This is a genomic window from Gordonia sp. UCD-TK1 (assembly GCF_001691435.1).
Lineage (GTDB): Bacteria > Actinomycetota > Actinomycetes > Mycobacteriales > Mycobacteriaceae > Gordonia > Gordonia hongkongensis.
Map to the genome: position 1 here is coordinate 1 of NZ_LZMP01000006.1, position 23,642 is coordinate 23,642.

Below are 23,642 nucleotides of genomic sequence, written 5' to 3' on the forward strand. Positions count from 1 at the left end.
CCAGGCGCAGGCGGTGGCATTGCTGGCATTGGTGACCGGCCAGGATGTGGAACCGGCACCAGGTTCTGATGGCACCGACGGACGCTGGCGCATCGCGCCCCGGACCGCCCCGGACCGGGTGATCTCCACCGTCGATACCGACACCCGCCACGCCCACAAAACCCGGGCACGCCAGCAGGACGGGTTCAAGGGCCACATCGTCAATGAACCGGAGACCGGGTTRGTCACCGCGATCGAGATGACCAAAGCCGCTGGTCCGGRCACTTCCGACGGAGCAGTCGGGGCACGGTTGTTGCTGAGCGATCCGACCGTCGCCGACGACGCCGACGATCGTGAGGTGCTGGGTGATTCAGCGTATGCCTCCGGTGACATGCTGGCCACGCTGGCGCGGACACGATGGAACGCGGTGATCAAACCCAAGCCACACATGCCGGCGGTTGCTGGTGGTTTCGTCATCGACGATTTCACCTTCGACGCCGACTCGAACACATTGACCTGCCCCAACAACCTGACCCGACCGGTCAGCGCGAAAGGCCACGTCACCTACGGTGCGGCCTGCCACGACTGCCCACTTCGGGCACAGTGCACCACCGCGGTTCGTGGACGCAAAATCAGTTTCGGCGAACACCACCAACTCCAGCGCGAACACCGACAACACTTCTCTGACAACACTATTGCCGACACCTACCGCCAGCATCGACCCATGGTCGAACGGACGATTGCCTGGCTCACCCGCGGTAACCGGCGGGTKCCCTACCGTGGAATCGAACGCAACAACAACTGGCTGCACCACCGCGCCGCCGCGATCAACCTACGCCGCCTGATCACCCTCGGACTGACTACCACCAACGGCACCTGGACACTGGCCACCGCCTGAACCGCGGCACCGCCGCCCCACCTAGATCGATCACCACGACCACACCCCGGAACCGACACATCCCCGCAGCAGGAACCTCAACCCAGGCTGGACCCTAATTCAGCAGGCTCCTAGGGTGGGAGGATGCCTCCGCCCGGGGCACCAGGGCACCAGCGGCACCGGAGTACGACAGCTAACGAGGAGGACCACCGACCCATGTGCGGAATCTGCGGCGAGATCCGGTTCGACGGGACGGCTCCGGATGTCTCGGCGGTCGACGCCATGACCTGCGAGATGACGCGTCGCGGCCCTGACGGCTCGGGCGTCTTCTCGAAAGGCGCTGTGGCGCTCGGTCATCGGCGCCTGAAGATCATCGACCTGACCGAAAAGGGCAGTCAGCCGATGATCGACCCGGCACTCGGCCTGGCGTTGGTCTTCAACGGGTGCATCTACAACCACCACGAACTGCGCGCCGAACTCGAGGGCAAGGGCTACACGTTCTTCTCCCACGCCGACAGCGAGGTCATCCTCAAGGCGTTCCATGCCTGGGGCCCCGACTGCGTCGACCATTTCATGGGCATGTTCGCGTTCGCCGTCGTCGACACCGACACCGGCGTGGTCACCCTCGGACGGGACCGGCTCGGCATCAAACCGCTCTACCTCGCCGACACCCCCGGTCGACTCCGGTTCGCCTCGTCGGTGCAGGCGCTCCTGCGCGCCGGCGACGTCGACACCTCGATCGACCGGGTGGCGTTGCACCACTACTTCAGCTTCCATGCCGTCGTCCCGGCACCCCACACCATCTACAACGGCATCCGGAAGCTGCCGCCGGCCACCGTCATGACCATCCAGCCCGACGGACGCCGCACCGAACGCCGTTACTGGGAACCGGCTTTCGAACCGCATCCCGACCGCCGGGACTGGGACGAGAAGCGATGGCAGCACGAGCTGCTCGACTCGCTGCGGACGTCCGTGCGCCGGCGCATGGTCGCCGACGTCCCGGTCGGCGTGCTGCTGTCCGGGGGCGTCGACTCCTCGCTGGTGGTCGCGCTGCTCGCCGAGCAGGGTCAGACCGACCTCGCGACCTTCAGCATCGGATTCGATTCCGCGGCCGGGGAATCGGGGGACGAGTACGCCTACTCCGACCTCATCGCCGACACCTTCGGTACCGACCACCACAAGATCCACATCGGGACCGACCGGTTGCTGCCCGCTATCCCGGACACGGTCGCGGCGATGGGCGAACCGATGGTCAGTCACGACTGCGTCGCGTTCTATCTCCTGTCGCAGGAGGTCAGCAAGTCCATCAAGGTGGTCCAGTCCGGTCAGGGCGCCGACGAGATCCTCGGCGGGTACAGCTGGTATCCCCCGCTGCTGGACGTGACCCGGGAGAAGACGACGCGCGCGTACGCCGACGTGTTCTTCGACCGCGACGATGTCGACATCCGCGGCATCCTCGCCGACGACTACCTCACCGAGGCCGGTTACGACCCCAGCTTCGAATTCGCCTGGGCCCACCAGTCCGCACCGGGTGCGGCCACCGCCGTCGACGCCGCCCTCCGCCTGGACACGACCGTCATGCTCGTCGACGACCCGGTCAAACGCGTCGACACCATGACGATGGCCTGGGGCCTGGAGGCCCGCGTCCCGTTCCTCGACCACGAGTTCGTCGAACTGGCCGCCACGTGTCCCCCCGATCTCAAACTCGCGCATGGCGGCAAGGGCGTCCTCAAGGAGGCGAGCCGGGCGCTGCTGCCGTCGGCGGTCATCGATCGCACGAAGGGGTACTTCCCGGTGCCGGGTATCCGCCATCTGACCGGCGGTGTCCTCGATCTCGTGTCGGACACCCTGCGGTCGAAGGCGGCCCGCGATCGCGGCCTGTACCGTCCCGCGGCCCTCGACCGACTGTTCGCCGACCCCAACGGAATCCGCACGAGACTCGACGGCAACGAGCTGTGGCAGGTCGCCCTGCTGGAGATGTGGTTGCAGACGATGGAAGCGAACGCTCGACGGTGACCGCTCTGCGTTTCGACGACCGCGGCTGGAAGACCTACGGCGCCTCGCTCTCCCCCGACGGGAGTGCCTTCGCCTACATCGTCGACGAGGGCACCGGTTATCCGCGGGCCGCGCAGCGATCGCTCTCGCGGGACGGCGTCGGCGAGTTGCGCTGGGTGCAGCTCCGATCCACCGGTCCGGTCCGAAAGGTGGTGCACTCCACGGACGGTCGCTGGCTGGCGGTCGAGATCGCGCCGAGCGGCGGTGAGCACCACCAGGTGTGGGTCGTCACCACCGATCCCGACGACGACACCGCCCATCGCATCGCCGCGACGCGCCCCGACGGGCGATCGTTCGGCACGGTGGGCCTGGTCGGCTGGGACACCGACTGGGTCCTGATCACCGCCATCGATCAGGACGGCACCTCCCACGCGCTCCGCGTGCATCCGGGGACCGGGACGACGCTCACCCTCGATCAGCGCGTCGGCAGCGTGCTGATCGACTCGTGGAAGGGTGCCACCCTCGTCCGGGTGGGCCCGCGCGGGTATCACGACATGTTGCTGCTGCGCCGCCGCCCCGAATCGGGTGACGACGAGATCACGATGACCCCGCTGCTGCCGCAGGATCCGGGCGCGATCACCGATCAGGGTTATCTCCTCGACCAGGGTTTCGATCACTCATCCCTGGTGTTCGTCCCCGCCCCGAACGAACCGGCCCGCGACCTCGACAGTGTCCAGGCGCTGGTGCGCAGCGATTTCGACGCCAAGTTCCCTCGGCTTCTGGGAGTCGAGGTCAGCAAGTTCGGCGTGCGCTTCCGGGTGATGGCCCAGCGCGTCGACATCGGGCTCGACGAGTTCGCGGTCAGCCACGACCAGTCGACCGTCGCCCTGCTGTGGAATGTGCGGGGCTGCAGCGAGTTGCAGATCCTGACTCTGCCCGATCAGACCCTGCACCCGCCCATCGACCTGCCCGGCGAGGTGGCCTCCGACCTGTCCATCAGTGCCGCGGGGTCGGTCGTGACGGTGACGGTGTCGAGCCCGCAGCACTCCCCCCTCGTCCATCTCGTGGATGTCGCCAACCGGCAGGTGTTCCCGGTCCGCGACGACGTCGTCGCCGGCGAGGGTCCCTCGTGTCTGCTCCGGCCCGAACTGACGGAGTTCTCGGCGCGCGACGGTATGCCGTTGTCCGGCTTCCTGTTCCGCGCCAAGCGGGCCGCGGGCACGGCCGTGCCCGGCCCCACGCTGCTCTACTTCCACGGCGGACCGGAGGGACAGTCGCGCCCGGACTACCAGTTCCTGTTCGGTCCCCTCGTCGACGCCGGGATCACGGTCTTCGCCGCGAACGTCCGCGGGTCGTCGGGATACGGCCGGTTGTTCTCGCACGCCGACGACCGATACGGACGGTATGCCGGGATCGACGACGCCGCGGACTGTGCCGAGTTCCTGTGTCGACAGGGCATTGCCGACCCCGACGCGGTCTACTGCTCCGGCCGCTCATACGGCGGATATCTGACCCTGGCATGCCTGACCTTCCATCCCGACCTGTTCGCCGCCGGGATCGCCATCTGCGGCATGAGCGACCTGGAGTCGTTCTTCCGCAACACCGAACCGTGGATCGCGGTGGCGGCCTACACCAAGTACGGACATCCCGAGTTCGACCGTGAACTCCTCGCCGACCTGTCGCCGATCCACCGGATCGACGCGGTGCGCGCGCCGCTGCTCGTCGTCCACGGAGCGCACGACACCAACGTGCCGGTGAGCGAGTCGCAACAGATCGTCGCCGAACTCCAGGCACGCGGCGCCGTGGCCGAGATGCTGATGTTCGACGACGAGGGTCACGAGATCGTCAAGCGGCACAATCAACATCGGCTCACCGAGGCGGTCGCCGACTGGATCGCGCGTCACCCGTCCCGGACCCGGTCATCTCGATGAACAGGCGGATGACCGACCGCCTGCTCGCCCAGCTCGCCGAGACGCGTTCGCCCAACACACGTGCGAATGTGCTCGAGGAACTACGTCGACTGATCCTGTCCGGTGGCGCGCCCCCGGGGACCCAACTCCCGCCGGGCGAGATCGCCGACGCCTTCGACGTGAGTCCGATCCCGGTCCGCGAAGCCCTGAAGACACTGGTCGGCGAAGGCCTGGTGGTGCACCGCCCCGGAGCGGGGTACCGGGTGAGTCAGCTGTCCACCGAGGAGCTACGCGAGATCTACTTCGTCCGAGGCACTCTCGAACAAGCAGCACTCGCCCGGTCGGTCGGCCTGATCGACGAGTCCTCGCTGGAGACCGCACGCGCACGCCACATCGAGCTGCTCACGGCGGTGAAGTACAACGACGGCAAGGCTTTTCACGACATCTCCCGCGAGTTCCATCGCGCTCTCACCGAGCCGTGCGCGATGCCGCGCCTGCTCAACATGTTCGAGGCGACCTGGAATCTCACCGAGCCGTTCCAGGTGATGAGATCGGTGACCGCCGAGACCCAGCAGGCACTCAACAACGACCACGCCGACCTGCTCGCGGCGTTCGGCGACCGAGACACCGCATCGGTCCTCGACGTCGCACACCGTCACCACCAGCGCCTCGAGAGCGCCGTCATCGAGACCGCCGCACTCCTCGACGTCCGCCACGACTGAGCCCCGGCGAAGTATATCTGCCCGTTCATCGCGGGGTAACAATCCGTTCTTACATTTCTCCCATCAGCGTGCGCCCCGTATGACTTCCGACCCCGGCCGCTGACCAGGACCAGGAGAACGCCAATGTCCACACCACCCTCCGGGACGCCCGGACCGCAGGTACCCGCGGCCACGTCCCACACCGGCGCCGCCGGTGAGAGCGTCATCAAGTCCACCTACGACGATCGGCTCACCAACACCGATCTCGCGCCACTGAAGGAACAGAAGTGGACGTGGTACAACATCTTCGCCTTCTGGATGTCCGACGTGCACAGCGTCGGCGGCTACGTGTTCGCGGGCAGCCTCTTCGCGCTGGGCATCGCGGCCTGGCAGGTGCTGGTGGCGCTCGTGGTGGGCATCGTGGCCGTCAACATCCTGTGCAATCTGGTCGCGAAGCCCTCCCAGATGGCGGGCGTCCCCTACCCGGTGACGACCCGGGTCTCCTTCGGCGTCAAGGGCGCCAACATCCCGGCCATCATCCGCGGCGTGATCGCGGTCGTCTGGTACGGCATCCAGACCTACCTCGCCTCAGTCGCTTTCGGCCTCCTGGCGCTGAAGTTCTGGCCCGGACTCGAGCCCTGGGGCGATGTCGAACAGCATGGTTTCCTCGGCTTGTCCGCGCTCGGCTGGGCGGGTTTCATCCTGATGTGGATCCTGCAGGCGTTCGTGTTCTGGAACGGGATGGAGACCATCCGGAAGTTCATCGACTTCTGCGGTCCCGCAGTGTATGTCGTCATGATCGCGCTGGCGGCCTACCTGGTCGTCGAGGCCGGTTGGGACAACGTCAGTCTCGACCTGTCGGTCGGCGACGGACTCTCGGGATGGTCGTCGTTCACGATGATGATCAGCGCGATCGCACTCGTGATCTCCTATTTCTCCGGTCCGATGCTCAACTTCGGTGACTTCTCGCGGTACGGGCGCACTTTCGGCGAGGTCAAGAAGGGCAACTTCTGGGGCCTGCCGGTCAACTTCCTCTTCTTCTCACTCCTCGTGGTGTGCACGGTCTCCGCGGCGGTCACGGTCATCGGCACCGACGAGGACGGCAACATCATCACCGATCCGGTGCACATCGTCGATCGCATCGACAACACGACCGCCGCGGTGCTGGGCGTGCTCACCTTCGCCATCGCCACGATCGGGATCAACATCGTCGCGAACTTCGTCTCGCCGGCGTTCGACTTCTCGAATGTCGCGCCCACCAAGATCAGCTGGCGAACCGGCGGCATGATCGCGGCGGTCGGCTCGGTGCTCATCACGCCGTGGAACCTCTTCAACAATCCGACCGCGATCCACTACACGATGGACACCCTCGGCGCGGTCATCGGTCCGCTGTTCGGCATCCTGATCGCCGATTTCTACCTCGTCAAGAAGCAGAAGATCGAGGTGGACGAGCTCTTCACCATGAGGCCCGAGGGCGCCTACTGGTACCGCAACGGCTGGAACCCGGTTGCCGTCGGCGCCACCGCCATCGCGTCGATCCTCCCGATCGGTGTCGTCATCTTCGGCACCGTGTATCAGGCCAGCTTCACGTGGTTCATCGGCGCGGGCATGGGCATGCTCCTCTACTGGCTCGGGATGAAGTTCGTGCCGACCCGCCTGATCTACGGACCCGCGGCGCTCGCTCGCATGACCGCTGACATCGAAGTGATGTCGGCGGAGCCCGAGACCGCGGGAACGCCGACCACAGAAGCCGCGTCCACCGTGCCCGGGGGCAGCACCCGGAACTGACGGGCGGTGAACCACGGGCCGCGCGAGCATCTCGCGCGGCCCGGTCTGCTGTGTGTGCGGCTCCCGAACCCACCGCCCACCCCTGACGCATCCATTGTGCCATTGACAAATGGCACGGTTGCTGATGGTGTGAGTTGATGCACACCAGCACGACTCCGACCCCGCTGCCGACCCGCGCGTCGGCACGGGCCACCGTGACCGCCCATGCGACGAGGTGGGGGCTCGGCACGTTCACCGGCGCGATTCCACTGAATCCGCTGGGCATCCGACTCTCGCGCGGTCTCATCGCCGCGATCATGCGCACGCTCGGACGTACGCCATCCGGAACAACCGTGTATCCGGTCCGCGAGAACGGCATTCGCGGCGAGTGGGTTCTCGGACCGGATGTCCGACGGGGGCGCCGCGCGATCTACTACGTCCACGGCAGCGCGTACAGCATCTGCTCGGCTCGCACACATCGGTCGCTGGCCGCGCGGCTCTCTTTCGCGACCGGGATACCGGTGTTCGTCGTCGACTACCGTCTGGCGCCCGAGCACCGATTCCCCACCGCCGCCGAGGACGTCGCCGACGGCTTCGACTGGCTGCTTCGCCAGGGCTTCCTTCCTGCCGACATCGTGGTCGCCGGCGACTCCGCCGGCGGTCATCTGGCCTGCGATCTGACCCTCCGGCGCGCGGACGGCGGCGCCGCCCAACCCGCCGCGGTCGTCCTGTTCTCCCCGCTCATCGACCTCACCTTCGAGCTGGCGCGCACCCAGGAACGCATCCGGCGCGACCCGGCGATCACGGCTGCGGCTGCCGCCCGCCTGGTGGCGCTCTACACCCGCGACGTTGCCGCCGACGACCCGCGTCTCGCGCTGGATTTCGCGGCGGCACGGGATCTTCCACCGTTCCTCATCCAGGCGGGCGGCGCCGAGATGCTCAGCGCCGACGCCCGCCACCTGCACGAGCAACTCAGCGCGCACGGCGGTGACAGCCGGCTGGAGATCTGGCCGGGCCTGATGCACGTCTTCCAGGCCCTCCCCCGGCTCGGCCCAGAAGCCGACGCCGCACTGCGCCGGGTGGCCGAGTTCCTGGGCGACCGGGCGGCGGACCGGCCGTCTCCGGCGACGGCCCCGGCCTCACTCACCGAGGCGGACGCGTCATGATCACCGCGGTCGACGGAATACGGCGTCGGTTCCTCCGGAATCCGGTGTCGCAGAACGCTCGCGCGCTCGTCACCGGTGCCGGGAGCGGGATCGGCCGTGCGTTCGCGCTCGAACTCGGCCGGCGCGGCGGCGAGGTGATCTGCGCCGACATCGACGAGACACGCGCCGACGAGACCGCGTCGCTGGTCACCTCCCGGACCGGGCGGGTGGCCCATGCGTTCACCTGCGATGTCGCCGACCGGGCCGCGATGGCCTCGCTCGCGGCGTTCACCCGCGACACCTTCGACGGTCCACCGACCCTCGTCGTCAACAACGCCGGAGTCGGCATCGGGGGCCGCCCGGTCGGCGACATCGGGTTCGACGACTGGGACTGGACGCTCGGGATCAACCTCTGGGGTGTGGTGCACGGGTGCGAACTCTTCGCACCGATGCTGCGCGAAGCGGGCCGCGGCGGGATCATCAACGTCGCGTCGGCCGCGGGTTTCGCCGCGGCGCCGGTGATGGCGCCCTACAACGTGTCGAAGGCCGGCGTGGTCTCGCTGAGCGAGACACTCGCCGCCGAGCTGGCCTCCGCCGGCGTCGGTGTCACGGTTCTGTGCCCCACGTTCGTCAAGACCAACGTGGCTCACGACGGTCGGATCACCTCGGACGCACAGGATCTCGCCGGGACGCTGATGCGCTGGACCGGGGTGTCCCCGGCCGGCGTGGCCGCATCGACACTCGACGCCCACGATCTGGGACGTCTCTACGTCCTGCCGCAACTGGACGCGCGCGTGATCTGGCATCTCAAACGACACTTCCCGGCGTCCTACGTCCGCGGACTCGGACTCCTCAACCGCCTCCTGCCGTCGTCCTGACCCGGCGACCTCAGCCCACCGACCACTCGAAAGGACCACTCTCATGGCCATCGACCTCGACAACATGCTGCAGAAGATCAAGGACCGTCAATGGGCCCTGATCGACATCGATTGGGACGCACCGGGCGCCGAGCTCATCGACCCCGACCTCCACGCCAAGCTCAAACCTTTCATGAGTGACCTGATGTGGATCGAGAACGTCGGCGCACGGGGCTTCGCGGCCATGGCCAAGAAGGCGCCGACCCCGACGCTGAAGAGCATCTACGAACATTTCCACGCCGAGGAACAGAAGCATGCCAATGCCGAACTGGCACTGATGCGCAGGTGGGGCATGCTCGGCGGCGCCGGGAGCGGAGCGAGCGGGCCGAACGCAACAGGCGACGAGATCCCGTCACCGAATGTCAACGTGCAGCTGGTGATCAACTGGCTCGACCGACACTCCGACGACATGTCCCTGTCCTTTCTGGGAACCGTGATCCCGATGCTCGAGGTCGCGCTCGACGGCGCGCTGATCAAGTTCATCACCGACGAGGTCAAGGACCCGGTGGCCCAGGAGGTGTTCAGACGGATCAACTCCGATGAATCGCGGCACCTCGCAGTCGACTTCGAGGTGATGGAAATCCTCGGACATGCGGGGTTGCGAAAACGGACGATCGATTTCGTCGGCGGGTGGGTCAAGCCGACCTTCCTGATCGGGGCTCTCAGTTATGTTCCGCTCCTGAACAAGATGCGCGACAACATCGTCGCTATGGGGGTCGACGAGGAACGGTTGTACAGCGCGATGAAGCGCTACCGGGCGGTGGGAGATCGAAGTGAGTACGTGCGGCGCCTGCCCATGTTCCAGGTGGTCGCGTACCACGGTGCGGCGGTGATCAATCGAGGCAACGTGCCCTACCACCTGTTCGCCGACTCGATGGTGAAGCTCACCGATCGCATCCCGTTCGGCCTCATTCACCGAACACCCACGTGGTCGCAGGAACTCACCTACGAGCCGACGGCCTGAGGGGGTGGTGATGCACACCTCGGTGGCCATCATCGGCGCCGGATTCGCCGGCATCGGTGCGGCGATCCGTCTCCGGGAGCGCGGAATCGACGACCTCGCGATCTTCGAACGCGACGACCGGGTCGGCGGCACGTGGCGCGACAACACCTATCCGGGTGCCGCGTGCGACATCCCGTCGCGCCTGTACTCCTACAGCTTCGCGCCCAACCCGGACTGGTCGCACACCTACTCGCGCAGTGCCGAGATCCTCGACTACATCCGGTCGATGGTCGACGACTCCGGGATCGGACCGCACATCCGGTTCGGCCACACGGTGACCGGGATGGAGTACAACGCCGACGACGGTCTGTGGACCATCACCTTCGACGAAGGGCACGAACCGGTACGGGCGCGCGCCGTCGTCCTGGCCTCGGGTCCGCTCGCGAACGCCTCCTTCCCCGACATCCCCGGCATCGAGGACTACGAGGGGCACAAGATCCACAGCGCACGTTGGGATCACGACTACGACTTCACCGGCAAGAAGGTCGCTGTCGTGGGCACCGGGGCGAGCGCGGTCCAGATCGTGCCGGAGCTGGTCGAGACCGCCGCGTCGGTGAAGGTCTTCCAGCGCACGCCCGGCTGGGTCCTGCCCCGCGCGAACGTGCGGACCCGTGCGACGACCAAGCGGCTCTATCGGGCGGTGCCCGGCACCCAGCGACTGGCGCGTTCACTCTGGTTCTGGGGTCACGAGACGGTGGCGCTGGGCGTCGTCTGGAACACTCCCCTGACCCGCGTCGTCGAGGCGGCCAGCAAAATGCACCTGCGGTCGCAGGTCGACGACCCGTGGCTGCGCCGACAGCTCACCCCCGACTTCGCCGCGGGATGCAAACGACTGCTCATGACCAGTGACTACTACCCCGCGCTCCAGCGACCGAACTGCACACTGGTGACCTGGCCGATCGCCCGCATCGCCGAACGCGGCATCCGCACCGTCGAAGGTGTTGAGCACCAGTTCGATTGCATCGTGTTCGCGACCGGATTCGACGTGTCCAAGACCGGGACGCCGATCCCGATCACCGGCCTCGACGGCCGCGACCTCGCGTCCGAGTGGGGCCGGGGCGCGTTCGCGTACCGCAGCGTCGCCGTGTCCGGCTATCCCAATCTGTTCTTCACGTTCGGACCCAACTCCGGCCCGGGCCACAGCTCCGCGCTGGTCTACATGGAGGCCCAGATCGACTACATCACCGAAGCGGTCACCCAGCTGCTCGAGAACGACTGGAAGGCTCTCGACGTGCGCGCCGAGGCGCAGGAGCGATACAACCAGGACATCCAGCGTCGACTGACCTCGACCACCTGGAACTCCGGATGCCAGAGCTGGTACCTCACCGACGACGGGTTCAACGCGACGATGTACCCCGGCTTCGCGACCCAGTACGTCAATCAGCTGCGCCGCGTCGAACTGCGCGACTACCGGATCCTCGTTCACCAGGACGCTCGGACTCCGGCCACCGCAGCGTTACAGTGAGGGGATGACCGAGTACCGGATCGACGACCTGGCGCGCGTGTCCGGAACCACGACCCGGAACATCCGCGGCTATCAGGAACGCGGGCTGCTCCCCCAGCCGCTGCGGCGCGGACGCGTCGCGATCTACACCGAGAAGCACCTGCGTAACCTCCGGGCCATCAACAAACTGCTCGGGAGCGGGTTCACCCTCAAGCACATCGCCACCTTCATGACGAACCCCGGCGCCCGCATCGGGGATGCGTTGGAGCTCAACGAGATCCTCGACGAGCACTGGTCGAGCACGTCACGCCCGGAGATCACCCGCGACGAGCTCGACGAGAGATTCGGTCCGCTGGACGATGCCCAGGTCGCGGCTCTCGTGCGAGCCGGTGTGATCTCCGAGACCCCGCGCGATGGGGTGTACGAGGCCATCGACCCGCGCATCATCGGAAACCTGGCGAAGCTCGTGCGACGGGGCGTGCAGATCACCGCGCTGGCAGATGTCCACGAACGGTTCACCGCAAAGATCAACGAGGCCGCCGAGATCCTGCTGGCTGCCGCGCATGACGAGGTGGACCGACGCAAGGGCCCGGGCTGGCTGCCGGAGAACGACGACGACGTCGCCTGGGCGGTGAACCTCCTGGGGATGATGCGCCGCGTCGGAACCGAGAACGCCCACGCCGCACTCGACCGCGCCCTCGACACGGCGCTGGACCGGGAACTCTCGGCCCACCAGAGCGCCGTCGACGAGCGTGCGGACGCCGACGCGCCGCAGCCCGGCCGGGAATCCGTCGAGCCCTCAGCCGGACCCGTTGTGCCGCTTCGGCAGAACGACCGATGAGGCGAGGAAGAAGCAGACCGCTCCCACGAACGTACCGGCCGTCGCGGCCACCGCGTCGGCGGTGACGCCACCCTTGGTCACGAACGCTCCGACGGCCGACACCCCGAATGCGACACACCCGATCCAGTTGATCAGCACCGACCACCAGTCGCGATCGCGGACATCCCACCGGCGTCCGGTGGCGCGGGTGTAGCCGGCGAAGGCGACCGCGCCACTGATGAGGAAGGCGATGGACCCGCCCGCGTCCGGGGTCCAGACCAGGTGCCGGTCCCCCCAGATCGTATGCGCGACCAGAGCTCCCGTGGTCGACACGTTGAACAGGATCGTACCCACCGATTGCGTGGCTGCTGTGAGCCATTCGGCACGGATGACCGAACCGGGCGCCGACGACCGCAGTTCGGCCACGGTACCGCTGCGGATCAGCTGGATGAATCCGGCGGCGGTGAAGAACCAGGCGCCGACGAAGTAGCAGCTGTTGGCGAACCCGGCGCCCATCACATGTGCCAGCCCGGGGGCCGACCCCAGCGCGAACAGCGCCGACCCGATCATGAACCCCCAGCACTGCTTGGGCAGCGTCGGCGTCAGGAACGCATGTGTGCGGTCATGCAGTGACATCAAGGCTCGCGATGACCTTGCTCGGCTCGATCCAGATCCCCAGCTCGCCGGTGACCCCGTTGCGGGCTCCGAACTCCTCGGCCCGCTCGGCACCCATGTATCGCGCCCCGCACATCGTCGCGATGCGACGCACCTCGTCGAGGTCGTCGGTGACCCGCGCGATGCCTTGCACCTGCACGAACCCGAACGGCGGTTCGGGCAGGTCGACCGCCATCACGACACGTGGATCACGCAACAGCGCACGGCCTTTGGCAGTCGTGGCCCCGGTGTTGAACGCGATCCGGTCGCCGTCGAGGACGAACCACACCGGGACGACGAGCGGTCGACCGTCGGCGGCGGTGTATCCGAGGTGCCCGGTCTTCGTGCCGCTGGTGAGGAAGTCGCGGATGGCCGGATCGGACAGCGTGGGCTCAGACATGCCTCTCACCCTAGAGAGACCCGGCCGCAACCGCGAGGTGTTCGGACTCGACCGCCTCACCGTTGCGCGAGTACATCACCGATCCGGCACGCCATCATCATGATCGTCGCGTGCGGGCCACTGCGCCCGCTGGTGGGCAGAATGGACCCGTCGACGATCCGGAGTCCGCGAACCCCGTGCACCCCGCCGAGCCAATCGGTCCGGACGCCCATCGGCATCGTCCCCCACGCGTGCTGGGAGAACCCCGCCCGATCGGCGATCCGCACACTCCCCGGGACGACGACGTCGGCGAACTCGGGCGCCCGCAGCATCTCCGCGACTCCCGCGGTCGCCGTCCGCAACGCGATGGCGGTAGCCGGGTCGGGTTCGTCGAACTCAATCCGTACTGCGGCGCCGTCGGCGACGATCCGTACCGCCGAATGCCTCATCGCGGTCACCTCGACGATTGGACCCCACGCGCGCAGACCACGAATGTACGAGGCGAAATCATCTCGATAACAACGTATTTCGAGACCGCTGTCGGTGTGCACCACGGTCGGCAACACCATGCCCCGCCCCGCCGGTGTCCGCCTGGCGTACGACACCGCCAGGCCTCGATGCTCCCCGGCACCCAGCGAACGGGCATCCGTACGACCCCCGATGTCGAGTGCGGGCAACTCCGAACGCAACAGGATCCCCGCGGTGCCGAGGGTGCCCGCGGCGAGGATCACCTCGCCCGCGCCGACCGTGAGCGAGCCCGCGTGCACGCCCGTCACCGTCGTACCCCCGGCCGACGCCACACGGTCCACCGTGCAACCGGTCACGACCCGGAGGTTGGGTCGCGACAGCGCCGGGACGAGGTACGCGTCGGCCGCCGAGCGGCGCGCGAGCCCGCTCCGATTGATCGGCACCCGGTTGAGCCCGACCACCGGCCACCGCAGCGCGAGCGGACGGACCGGTACCCGCGCCGTCCAGTAGCGCTCGAAAGCGGTTCCGGCGTCGCCGAGTTCGTTGTCGGCGACGGGTTCGACACCCATGGTGCCGCCGGGCGCGTCCAGTTCGTCGTACGCATCGGCGATGGCGTCAAGCCCCCACCCGGCCGGCCACGTTCCGAAGTCGTCGCGATGCCACCTGAGGAAGTACCCGCCGTTCACCGCCGACGAACCGCCGAGAGCCGACCCGCGGGCCGCCGACACCCCGAGGTTCGTGTCGTGGCGGACCGCATGCGGGGCGGCGTCGTCGATCGGTAGCCGAGACAGCTCGAGGTCCGCGGGGGCCGGCAGGCCTCCCGGACCGCGTTCCAGCAGCACGACCGCACGGTCGGGGTTCCGCGAGAGCCGCTCGGCGAGCACGCATCCGGCGCTGCCGGCGCCGACGATGACGACGTCAGCGGTGAGCGACCGGTCGGTCGTCGTCATCGAGAGATGACCGGGCGCAACGCTTCCGGGTCTCGGTGGGTGATGACGCCTTGCCACAGGCCCGCACCGTAGGCCAGGTCGTCGAGCCGGTGCATGAGGATGTAGCGCAGCGGGCCGAGCGTGGGCGGACTGGTCGGATCGGCGAGCAGATCCCGGACCCAGGACACCACCCCCTCGACGATCGCCACCTGCACGGCGAGGGTGCGGAAACGCTTGGACACAAGGGCGAGCAACACCGCCACCGGCCAATAGTGACGGCAGATGGCGTCCGCGGCCTGTAGCAGTCCGAACCCGGCCGCTCGTCCGGTCATCTGCGCCGACACCAGCGGGGCCGACGGCAGGTCGCCCAGCCGCCGCCGCATCCGAACCGCCAGATGGGTGAGGATGATCATCGCCAGGGCGGCACCGCACCGCGTCCGCGACAGCAACGCCACCACCGCGGCGGCCATCGGAACCGACATCTTCACCGGCGCTGCTCGGTCACCGTGCCGGGAGGCCAGGTGTGCGGCGCCGGTGCCGTAGAAACAGCGACGCGAGAGCACCGAGCGCAGGTCAGCGCGGTGCTCATGGGCCACACGAGCCACCGGGTCGTAACGGATCCGCCACCCCTCCGCGTGTATCCGCCAGCACGCGTCGACATCCTCGGCCACCCGCAGCGACTCGTCGAAACCGCAGAAAGCGCTGCGCCGCACCACCATCGCGGCGCTGGGCACATACGGGGTCCGGGTCGAGGGCGCCACCGCGGACTCCTCGGGCCCCATGTCCAGGGAGGACCACCCGTTCTCGTAACGTTCGGCCAGCGATGACGCCACCGACGGGTCGGACTGCAATCCGACGATGCGCGGTGCGACGAGCCCGACCGTGGGGTCGGAGAAGTGCGTCAGCAGGATGGTGAGCCAATCCGGGTCCGGCACGACGTCGGAGTCGAGGAATGCGACGAAGTCGGTCGTCGCGGCCTCCGCACCCGCGTTGCGCGCCGCGGACGGACCACGGTTGTCGTCGAAGCGCAGGACCCGCGCCGTGGGCCGGTCCACCACGATCGGGGTGGCGGAGCCGTCGTCCACGACGATGACCGTCAGCCCGTCGAGGGCGTCGAGCAGGCGATCGATGCCAACCTGGTTGTCCCGGACCGGGACGACCACGGTCACGTCCTGCGGCTGCGGTCCGAACATCGGCCGGGGATTGGCGATCCCCGCGTCCAGCAGTGCGCGCGCCAATCGTCGGGTCACGTTGTCGCACACCTCGATCCGACCGTCCTCGGAGGTCATCCCGAGTGCGGTGTCGGACATGCGCAGCAGCCGCGTCGGCGAACCGCCGACCAGATACCGGAAGTCGCCAGCCTTGGCACAGCGCAGGTCGATCTGCACCTGGAAGCCGACGGGCAGATCGGTCCCCGGAGGCGCGTCGGCGTCCGAGTGCGCTCCGGGTTCGACGGACTCCGAGTCGTCCCGGGCGGAGGCGTCGTCCGCGTCCTGGTTCCCGGCCCAGCGTCGTGGGGCCGAGTCGTCGAGGGCCGTCATCCCAGGCGCCCCAGATCGTCGATCTGCCACGACTCCAGGGCGGCCCACAGGCGGTCGGTCACCCCGTCGACCAGACCCGCCCCCGTCTCGGCGCTCGCGCCCTCCGGGTCGCCGAGGACACCGTTGGGACTCACGGCGGCGACACCGCCCGACCGCATCGCCCCCATCAAAGCCCCCACCGGCTCCCGGTTGCCCGCCACGGCACGGTCGGGATCCACGACGGACGGCGAAACATGCAGCAGCACAGATGTTTCGGTGAATCCCGCGTGGGCGTCGGCGCCTTCGAAAGCGCACGGGAACCAGGCGACGTCCCGGCCCTCGTAGCGGAGTCGGGTCACCGCCTCGATCAGCGTCCGGGTGTTCCCGCCATGTCCGTTGACGAACACCACGCGCGCCGCCCATCGGCACGCACTGCGGCCGTACTCGACGAGGAGGCCGCGCAACGCCTCGTGTCCGATCGAGATGGTCCCGGCGAAGCCCTCGTGTTCACCGCTGGCGCCGTAGTTCAGGTCCGGTGCGCACAGGAGCCCGGAGGCCTTCGATCGCCCGCAGACGCGCTCGGCGATCGCCGACGCGATACGCGTGTCGGTGTCGAGCGGGAGGTGGGGCCCGTGCTGCTCGACCGAACCGAGGGGCACCAGCAGAGTGATCACCTGCCCATCGAGGTCTGGCCAGTTGCACTGCCCCAACGCCGATGGCACCGTCATTCGACCAATGCTAGCGACGGTGCCTGCGAGTGTGTCGGTCTCGCCCGAAAAACGGAGCGAAAAACGCGTCCAGATGTCGCGAACCACCACTCTGACGAGCGTTCGATCGGTTGTGGAATGCTGAGAACATCCAGTGACACCTGACACAGTGCGCGAACAACGATCGGGAGGACGACACCCATGAGCAGTGCCACACCACACGACAGCGGCAAGCCCGGCCCGCTGAGTTCGATCCGGGTCATCGAGTTCGCCGGTATCGGCCCCGGTCCGCATGCCGCCATGCTGCTGGCCGATCTCGGCGCCGACGTCGTGCGCGTTCAGCGCCCGGGGTCGCTGCCCAAGCCCGGCCGCAACGCCGATGCTCTGCTCCGCGGCCGACGCGTCGTCGAGGCCAACCTCAAGGACGACAACGACCGGGAGACCATTCTCGGCCTCGTCGCCAAGGCCGATGTGATCCTCGAGGGTTTCCGTCCCGGCGTGATGGAACGGCTCGGACTCGGACCCGACGACCTCGAGAAGGTCAATCCCGGCCTCGTCTACGGGCGCATGACCGGCTGGGGACAGGACGGACCCCGTGCCAACCTCGCCGGCCACGACATCAACTACATCTCGCTCACGGGCATGCTGCACGCCATCGGACGCAAGGACGATCGTCCCGTGCCCCCGCTCAACCTGGCCGGTGACTTCGGCGGCGGTTCGATGTTCCTCGTCGTCGGTGTGCTCGCGGCACTGCTCGAGCGCGGGGTGTCCGGCCGGGGGCAGGTCGTCGACGCGGCCATGGTCGACGGCGCTTCCGTTCTGGGACAGATGATGTGGGCGTTCCGCGGCACCGGACTGTGGAGCGACACCCGGGGTGTGAACATGCTCGACACCGGCGCTCCGTACTACGAGGTCTACGAGACCTCGGACGGCAAGTACATGGCGGTCGGCGCGATCGAGCCGCAGTTCTACGCCGAGCTGCTCAAGGGCCTCGAACTCACCGACGCCGACCTGCCGGACCAGAACGACATCGCCCAGTGGGGGAAGCTGAAGGAGATCTTCACCGAGACCTTCAAGTCGCGTACCCGCGACGAATGGGCCGCGGTCTTCGAGGGCACCGACGCCTGCACCTCGCCGGTCCTCACCTTCGCCGAGGCACCCGCCGACGCCCACATGGCCGCCCGCGCCAACCTCGTCGACATCGACGGCGTGACCCAGGCCCAGGTGGCACCGCGCTTCTCGCGCACCAAGCCGGAGACCCCCACGGGCCCGACCACCGAGGCGACCGATCCGTCGACGCTCTGGGCCGACTGAGGGTCCCGCCACCGCTTCTCCGTGCGGGAGAAGCGGTGGCGACCCGCCCATTGCTCCCCGAGGTTCCAGGAGCGAAAGCCGCCGGGCCGAGCAAGCGACGAAGGAGCGCGTCGAGGTCGACGAGCCACGAAGGGCGACAACTCACGTCGCCCTTCGTGGCTCGCTTCGCTCGCACCTCAGGGAGCAGATGAATCGGCCACTCGCCCTCGAACGCAAGGGTTCTTCCGCGGCCGCGCGGCGTCAGACCTTCGAATGCCCCATGTCGATCTGGAACTCGGCCGCGGTGATCCCCTTGGCACTGTCGGACGCGAGGTAGAGGACGGCGTCGGAGATCTCGTCGAGCGCGGCGACCGGATGGTAGTCGAGGATCGACGTGAAATGCGGGTTGACCCAGGGGATTCCGAAGATCCGGTGCGCCTCGGTGTCAGCCACACCCATCGGGGTGTCGACCGCGTACGGGTGCACGCTGTTCACCCGGATGCGATGGTGACCGAGCTCTTTCGCGGTCGTCTGGGTCAGTCCGACGAGTCCGTACTTCGACGCCGAGTACGACGCCTGCAGCGGCATCGCCTTCAGCCCCGCGACGGAACTGATGACGGTGATCGAGCCCCCGTTGCCCGCCTCGAGCATCGCCGGAATGGTGGCCTTCAGCGTCTTCCACGCGCCGACGAGGTTGATGTCGACGACGTCGGTGAACTGCTCTTCGCTGAGCTCCCAGACCTTGCCCCAGGTCAGCACCCCGGCGTTGGCGACGACGTGGTCGAGCCGACCGAACTGCTCGACGGCGTCGGCCACGAGCTGCTGCTGGAAAGCAAGATCGCGCGTATCTCCCTGCCGTGCAAGGATCTTGCCGCCGACGCCCTCGACGAGACGAATCGTCTCGGCGAGGTCGTCGGCCGTGGCCGCGGGGTAGGTCGCGTGGTCGATGATCGGACCCGCGATGTCCAGGCCGACGATCGCGGCCCCCTCACGGGCGAACCGGATCGCATGATTGCGACCTTGACCTCGGGCGATGCCGGTGATGTAGACGACCTTGCCGTCGAACTGTCCCATGGCAGAACTGTAACACGTTCTAGTTCTGCTCCCCAGTGTTCGCCGGGGCCCGACGAACGGTTCAGGCGTGCCCGAACGCGCGGGTGAAGCCGTCGGGTACGACGAGGTCGGCGGCCGAGAGCTCGTGCACGCTCTTGTGGCCGAGACCCATCAGCACGCCGTCGAGTCCCATGCGCATGAGGTCTAGCACGTTCTCCACACCGGCCTGGCCGTTGGCCGCGAGACCCCAGAGGTACGCACGGCCGATCATGACCGCGCGGGCACCGAGTGCGAGCGCTTTGGCGACGTCACTGCCGCGACGGATACCGCCGTCGAGCAGGACCTCGATGTCGTTGCCGACCGCCGCCGCGATGTCGGGGAGAAGGCGGATCGTGGCAGGCGTGCCGTCGAGATTGTTACCGCCGTGATTGGAGACCGAGAGCGCCGACGCACCGATGTCGACGGCTCGCTTGGCATCGTCGAGACGGGTGATGCCCTTGACCATGAACGGCCCATCCCACTGCTCGCGCAACCACTTCAGGTCCTCCCAGGTGGGCGGCGGGGTGCTCATCCAAGACCCGTAGGCGCCGAAGAAGGTGGGCCCGGGCACACCCTGCGGTGTGAGGTTGGGTGCGGTCAGGTCGGGAATGTTGATCTTGCCGCCCTTGACCCAGTCGAGCGCGTACCGCGGCTTGACCGCGATCTCGGGTCCCAGCCGCAGCAGCGCCTTGAAATCGACCTTCTCCGGGATCTCCGGGCTACCCCAATCGCGACCGACGTTGAAGACCCAATCTGTCGTGACTATCAGGCCTTTCGCGCCTGCCGCCTTCGCGCGCTCGGCTCGCGCGAGGATCTCCTCGCGGCTGCCCAGCCAGTAGATCTGGAAGAACACCTTGTCATTGACCGCGGTGACCTCTTCGACCGCGTGCGAGGCGAAGCTCGACAGTCCCATCGCGGTGCCACGGGCGGCCGCCGCGCGGGCCACGGCCACCTCGCCCTCCGGGTCGACGGCCTGCACACCCGTCGGCGAGATCATCACCGGGAACGAGATCTCCTCTCCCATCACCGTTGTCGTCATCTCGCGGTCGGACTGCGCACCGACGACGTGCGGCGCCCAGCCCAGTTCGGAGAACGCGCGGACGTTGTCGTCGACGGTGACACCGGCCTGCGTACCGGCGACCAGCGACGAGTACACCGATTTGGGCAGCCGCTTCTTGGCCCGGCGCTGCGCCTCGGTGACGGTCTCGAACCAGGGATTTCGGGCCCAGGGGTTGGCAGACATGTTCTTCCTACTCATTGATCCATCCATGGAGACCGGTTGGCTCTCATGGAGACGGGGCGCCGGTTCTGACGACGGCGCGCCCCGTGGTGTACCGCGGGCGATCTACCGCGCGGCGGGGGTGAACCCGGCGAGCGGGTTCTCGTCACAGGACTTGGTGGGACGCGAGGCCACCGGGGTCAGGTCGCCGTCGGGGCGCCGGGTCATCAGGGTCAGCGGCGTACCGCGTGAATGGTCCTTGTTGGCGGTCGGTTTCGTGCGGTCGCCGGCGAGGAGTTCCTCACCGTAACCCTGCACGCACTCCGGGTCGGGGCCGGCGAGCGGGAGGCCGGTGAAGAACTTCGCGGCCATGCAGCCGCCGCGGCAGGCGTCGAAATGCGCGCACTTGGTGCAGGCGCCGGCGTTCTGCGGTTCGCGCAATTCGGTGAACAGGTCCGACCGCTGCCAGATCTCCTGGAAGCCGCCGTCGGAGAGGATGTTCCCGGCGAGGAAGTTCTCGTGGATCGCGAACGGGCATGCATACACGTCGCCGACCGGGTCGATGAGACAGACCACGCGTCCCGCACCACACAGATTGAGGCCGGGGAGGCCGCCGCCGGAATCGGAACCGAACGCCGACAGATGGAAGAACGAGTCACCGGTCAGCACTCGATCACCGTGTGCGACAAGCCAGTCGTAGAGTTCTCGCTGCTGGTGCGGCAACGGATGCAGGTCATCCCACACGTCGGCGCCCCGGCCGGAGGGACGCAACCGGGTGATGCGTAGCGTGGCGTTGTAGCGGTCGGCGAGCGCCTTGAACTCGTCGAGTTGCGCGACGTTCTGTCGTGTCATGACGACGCTGATCTTGGCGTCGGCGAAACCCGCCTCGGCCAGGTTCTCCAGCGCACGGACGGCCATGTCGAACGAACCCGGACCGCGGACCGCGTCGTTGACCTCCGCGGTCGCCCCGTCCAGCGAGATCTGGACGTCGACATAATCCGACGCCGCGAGTCTCGCGGCCACCTTCTTGTCGATGCGCAGGCCGTTGGTGGAGAACTTCACCCCCACCTGATGGCTGGTGGCGTAATCGACGAGCTCCCAGAAGTCCGGGCGAACGGTCGGTTCGCCGCCGCCGATGTTGACGTAGAAGACCTGCATCCGCTGCAGCTCGTCGATGATCGCCTTGCACTGTTCGGTGGACAGCTCACGGGGATCGCGTTTGCCCGACGACGACAGGCAGTGCACGCACGCGAGGTTGCACGCATAGGTCAGTTCCCAGGTGAGGCAGATGGGCGCGTCGAGACCCTTCTCGAACTGGTCGACGAGCCGGCCGACCTTCGGAACCTCGCCGGAGGTCGGTGCGGGCGCCCGGAGTGCACTCGCGAATTCGGTTGCTGTGGGCGGCATCTCGATGGTCGTCATCGTTGAGGTCCTTGCATTCGGGGCTGGCGGTTCGGGACTGGGACGTCCGGGCCGGGACGTCGGGCCTGATCGCTCAGGAGCGGGGCACGATCATGCCGCTGTCGGCGAGCGCGGTGAGCGCCTGCAGGTACAGGGGACGTTGGGCGGGCGAGATCCCGGCGGCGAGGAGGGCGGCCTCCGCCGAGTCGTGGTCGGCGAGCGATTGCACGATGCCGACGACGGTGAGGTTCTTGAGGAACGACAGCTTGCGCGTACCGAAGTGGTACAGCAGCGCTCCGAACGGTTCCGGCCGCAGAGCGACCTTCGGATTGAGCCGCCACGGCTCGAGCGTGTCGAAACCGGGCGCCTCGGCTGGGGTGTCGAACCGGACCCCGGCGACCGCGGAACGGTCGCCGGAGATCGGATTCGATGTCGGGGCCGACATCAGTAGACCCCGCACATCCCGTCGATCGAGACCTCTTCGACGAGTGACTCGGCGATGAGTTCGGTGTCGTTCGAGCTGTGACTGGTCGCAGCGGACTGATCTGCCATGATCCATACCTCCTGGTTGGTGGGTTAGTGATGTGGATCACGACAGACTATAGTGGCACTCGGTGCAGAAATCCAGCGCTCGCGAGCGAACTGTCCGAATGGCCAGGTGGACGGTTCTGTCGATCCGGACGACACCGGTCCCATAGGCTGAGGTCCCGATGACCACGAAGATGCGCGGCGACGAGCCCGCACGTACCCCGCCGGGCCGGCGCCCCATCACGTCGCGTGCGCAGATCAGCGCACTCGCGATCCGCCTCTTCACCACCCAGGGCTTCGAGGACACCAGCGTCGACGACATCGCCGAGGCGGCCGGGATAGCCCGGCGCACACTTTTCCGGTACTACTCGTCGAAGAACGAGATCCCGTGGGGCGAGTTCGACGACCATCTCCGCGAACTACGCACCCTCCTCGCCGGCATCCCGCGCGAGACGCCGATGGCACAGGCCCTCGTCGACGCCCTCGTCTCGTTCAACCGGGTGCCCGCCGAGGAACTCGACAACCATCGCCGACGTATGTCCCTCCTCCTCGGGGTGCCTGCGCTGCAGGCACATTCGATGATCGTCTATGCCGACTGGCGTCAGGTCATCGCCGAGTTCTGCGCGACCCGGCTGGGCGTCGATGTCCGCGATCACCTGCCGCAGACCATCGGCTGGCTGTGTCTCGGTGCCGCCCTCGCCGCGTACGAGAAATGGCTCGACGACCCCGATGCCGACCTGGAGACGCTCATCGAGTCCGGCGCGCGCACCGTGGCCGACGGCGTGGCGGCCCTGGCGTGACTACGCTGGCAACGGCCGCACGGGATCGACCGCAAGCCCCTCGTGGGAACACCGGTCGTTGCGCTAGGCTGAAGTAGAACGTGTTCTAATTTGG

Annotated in this window: 22 protein-coding genes; 12 read left to right on the forward strand and 10 right to left on the reverse strand. The window is 67.6% G+C overall.

What is annotated here, in order from left to right; genetic code table 11:
- The 10 genes from A9310_RS04925 to A9310_RS04970 form a co-directional block, all read left to right on the forward strand.
- Positions 1-877, forward strand: an 877-nt coding sequence (locus A9310_RS04925) for a transposase (RefSeq protein WP_139104542.1), incomplete at its 5' end; no start/stop codon positions are given.
- 195 nt (positions 878-1,072) lie between these two features.
- Positions 1,073-2,872: an N-acetylglutaminylglutamine amidotransferase gene (locus A9310_RS04930; RefSeq protein ID WP_065629644.1), complete on the forward strand. Its 1,800-nt coding sequence runs from the start codon at positions 1,073-1,075 to the stop codon at positions 2,870-2,872.
- Positions 2,869-4,782, forward strand: a complete 1,914-nt coding sequence (locus A9310_RS04935) for a S9 family peptidase (RefSeq protein WP_065629645.1) — start codon at positions 2,869-2,871, stop codon at positions 4,780-4,782. Before A9310_RS04930 ends, A9310_RS04935 begins: the two co-directional genes overlap by 4 nt.
- 8 nt (positions 4,783-4,790) lie before the next feature.
- Complete coding sequence (locus A9310_RS04940) at positions 4,791-5,483, forward strand: GntR family transcriptional regulator (protein ID WP_065629646.1); 693 nt, start codon at positions 4,791-4,793, stop codon at positions 5,481-5,483.
- Between the two features lie 123 nt (positions 5,484-5,606).
- The gene (locus tag A9310_RS04945) at positions 5,607-7,250 is read left to right on the forward strand and encodes an NCS1 family nucleobase:cation symporter-1 (protein ID WP_065629647.1); all 1,644 of its coding nucleotides are present in this window, start codon (positions 5,607-5,609) and stop codon (positions 7,248-7,250) included.
- A gap of 137 nt (positions 7,251-7,387) precedes the next feature.
- Positions 7,388-8,395: an alpha/beta hydrolase gene (locus A9310_RS04950; RefSeq protein ID WP_065629648.1), complete on the forward strand. Its 1,008-nt coding sequence runs from the start codon at positions 7,388-7,390 to the stop codon at positions 8,393-8,395.
- A complete protein-coding gene (locus A9310_RS04955; protein WP_065629649.1) occupies positions 8,392-9,252 on the forward strand; it encodes an SDR family NAD(P)-dependent oxidoreductase in 861 nt (286 codons plus the stop codon). The genes A9310_RS04950 and A9310_RS04955 overlap by 4 nt, the downstream gene beginning before the upstream one ends.
- A 43-nt stretch (positions 9,253-9,295) precedes the next feature.
- On the forward strand, positions 9,296-10,255 hold the full coding sequence (locus tag A9310_RS04960) for a reductase (protein ID WP_065629650.1): 960 nt from the start codon (positions 9,296-9,298) through the stop codon (positions 10,253-10,255).
- 10 nt (positions 10,256-10,265) lie between these two features.
- Entirely contained in the window at positions 10,266-11,759 is a 1,494-nt protein-coding gene (locus A9310_RS04965; RefSeq protein WP_065629773.1) for an NAD(P)/FAD-dependent oxidoreductase, read from the forward strand.
- A 4-nt stretch (positions 11,760-11,763) separates the two neighbouring features.
- Positions 11,764-12,579 (forward strand): MerR family transcriptional regulator, encoded by an 816-nt coding sequence (locus A9310_RS04970; RefSeq protein WP_240199099.1) that lies wholly within the window; start codon positions 11,764-11,766, stop codon positions 12,577-12,579.
- On the opposite strand, the gene A9310_RS04975 is transcribed toward A9310_RS04970, so the two are convergent.
- From A9310_RS04975 to mftE, 5 genes are read right to left on the reverse strand one after another with little or no spacing between them, the layout of a single operon-like run.
- On the reverse strand, positions 12,538-13,194 hold the full coding sequence (locus A9310_RS04975) for a hypothetical protein (protein WP_175401079.1): 657 nt from the start codon (positions 13,192-13,194) through the stop codon (positions 12,538-12,540). The genes A9310_RS04970 and A9310_RS04975 overlap by 42 nt on opposite strands.
- Positions 13,181-13,612, reverse strand: coding sequence for a PPOX class F420-dependent oxidoreductase (locus tag A9310_RS04980; protein WP_065629651.1), 432 nt, complete (start codon positions 13,610-13,612; stop codon positions 13,181-13,183). The genes A9310_RS04975 and A9310_RS04980 overlap by 14 nt, the downstream gene beginning before the upstream one ends.
- A gap of 56 nt (positions 13,613-13,668) precedes the next feature.
- Entirely contained in the window at positions 13,669-15,009 is a 1,341-nt protein-coding gene (mftG, locus tag A9310_RS04985) for a mycofactocin system GMC family oxidoreductase MftG (protein WP_065629652.1), read from the reverse strand.
- Complete coding sequence (gene mftF / locus A9310_RS04990; RefSeq protein ID WP_065629653.1) at positions 15,006-16,529, reverse strand: mycofactocin biosynthesis glycosyltransferase MftF; 1,524 nt, start codon at positions 16,527-16,529, stop codon at positions 15,006-15,008. The genes mftG and mftF overlap by 4 nt, the downstream gene beginning before the upstream one ends.
- Positions 16,526-17,236, reverse strand: coding sequence for a mycofactocin biosynthesis peptidyl-dipeptidase MftE (gene mftE / locus A9310_RS04995; RefSeq protein ID WP_058252356.1), 711 nt, complete (start codon positions 17,234-17,236; stop codon positions 16,526-16,528). Before mftE ends, mftF begins: the two co-directional genes overlap by 4 nt.
- 180 nt (positions 17,237-17,416) lie before the next feature.
- On the opposite strand from mftE, the gene A9310_RS05000 reads away from it, so the two are divergent.
- Entirely contained in the window at positions 17,417-18,529 is a 1,113-nt protein-coding gene (locus A9310_RS05000; RefSeq protein WP_058252357.1) for a CaiB/BaiF CoA-transferase family protein, read from the forward strand.
- Between the two features lie 240 nt (positions 18,530-18,769).
- Here A9310_RS05000 and A9310_RS05005 read toward each other — a convergent pair whose 3' ends face one another.
- From A9310_RS05005 to mftA, 5 genes are all read right to left on the reverse strand, one after another.
- Complete coding sequence (locus tag A9310_RS05005) at positions 18,770-19,582, reverse strand: mycofactocin-coupled SDR family oxidoreductase (protein WP_058252358.1); 813 nt, start codon at positions 19,580-19,582, stop codon at positions 18,770-18,772.
- 61 nt (positions 19,583-19,643) lie between these two features.
- On the reverse strand, positions 19,644-20,843 hold the full coding sequence (gene mftD, locus A9310_RS05010) for a pre-mycofactocin synthase MftD (protein WP_065629654.1): 1,200 nt from the start codon (positions 20,841-20,843) through the stop codon (positions 19,644-19,646).
- Between the two features lie 102 nt (positions 20,844-20,945).
- Positions 20,946-22,241, reverse strand: a complete 1,296-nt coding sequence (mftC, locus tag A9310_RS05015; protein WP_065629655.1) for a mycofactocin radical SAM maturase — start codon at positions 22,239-22,241, stop codon at positions 20,946-20,948.
- A gap of 73 nt (positions 22,242-22,314) precedes the next feature.
- The gene (gene mftB, locus A9310_RS05020) at positions 22,315-22,665 is read right to left on the reverse strand and encodes a mycofactocin biosynthesis chaperone MftB (protein ID WP_058252361.1); all 351 of its coding nucleotides are present in this window, start codon (positions 22,663-22,665) and stop codon (positions 22,315-22,317) included.
- Complete coding sequence (mftA, locus tag A9310_RS05025; protein ID WP_065629656.1) at positions 22,665-22,772, reverse strand: mycofactocin precursor MftA; 108 nt, start codon at positions 22,770-22,772, stop codon at positions 22,665-22,667. Before mftA ends, mftB begins: the two co-directional genes overlap by 1 nt.
- Positions 22,773-22,930: 158 nt before the next feature.
- Here mftA and mftR point away from each other — a divergent pair, with 158 nt between their 5' ends.
- Positions 22,931-23,548: a mycofactocin system transcriptional regulator gene (mftR, locus tag A9310_RS05030; RefSeq protein WP_065629657.1), complete on the forward strand. Its 618-nt coding sequence runs from the start codon at positions 22,931-22,933 to the stop codon at positions 23,546-23,548.
- Positions 23,549-23,642 lie beyond the last annotated feature (94 nt).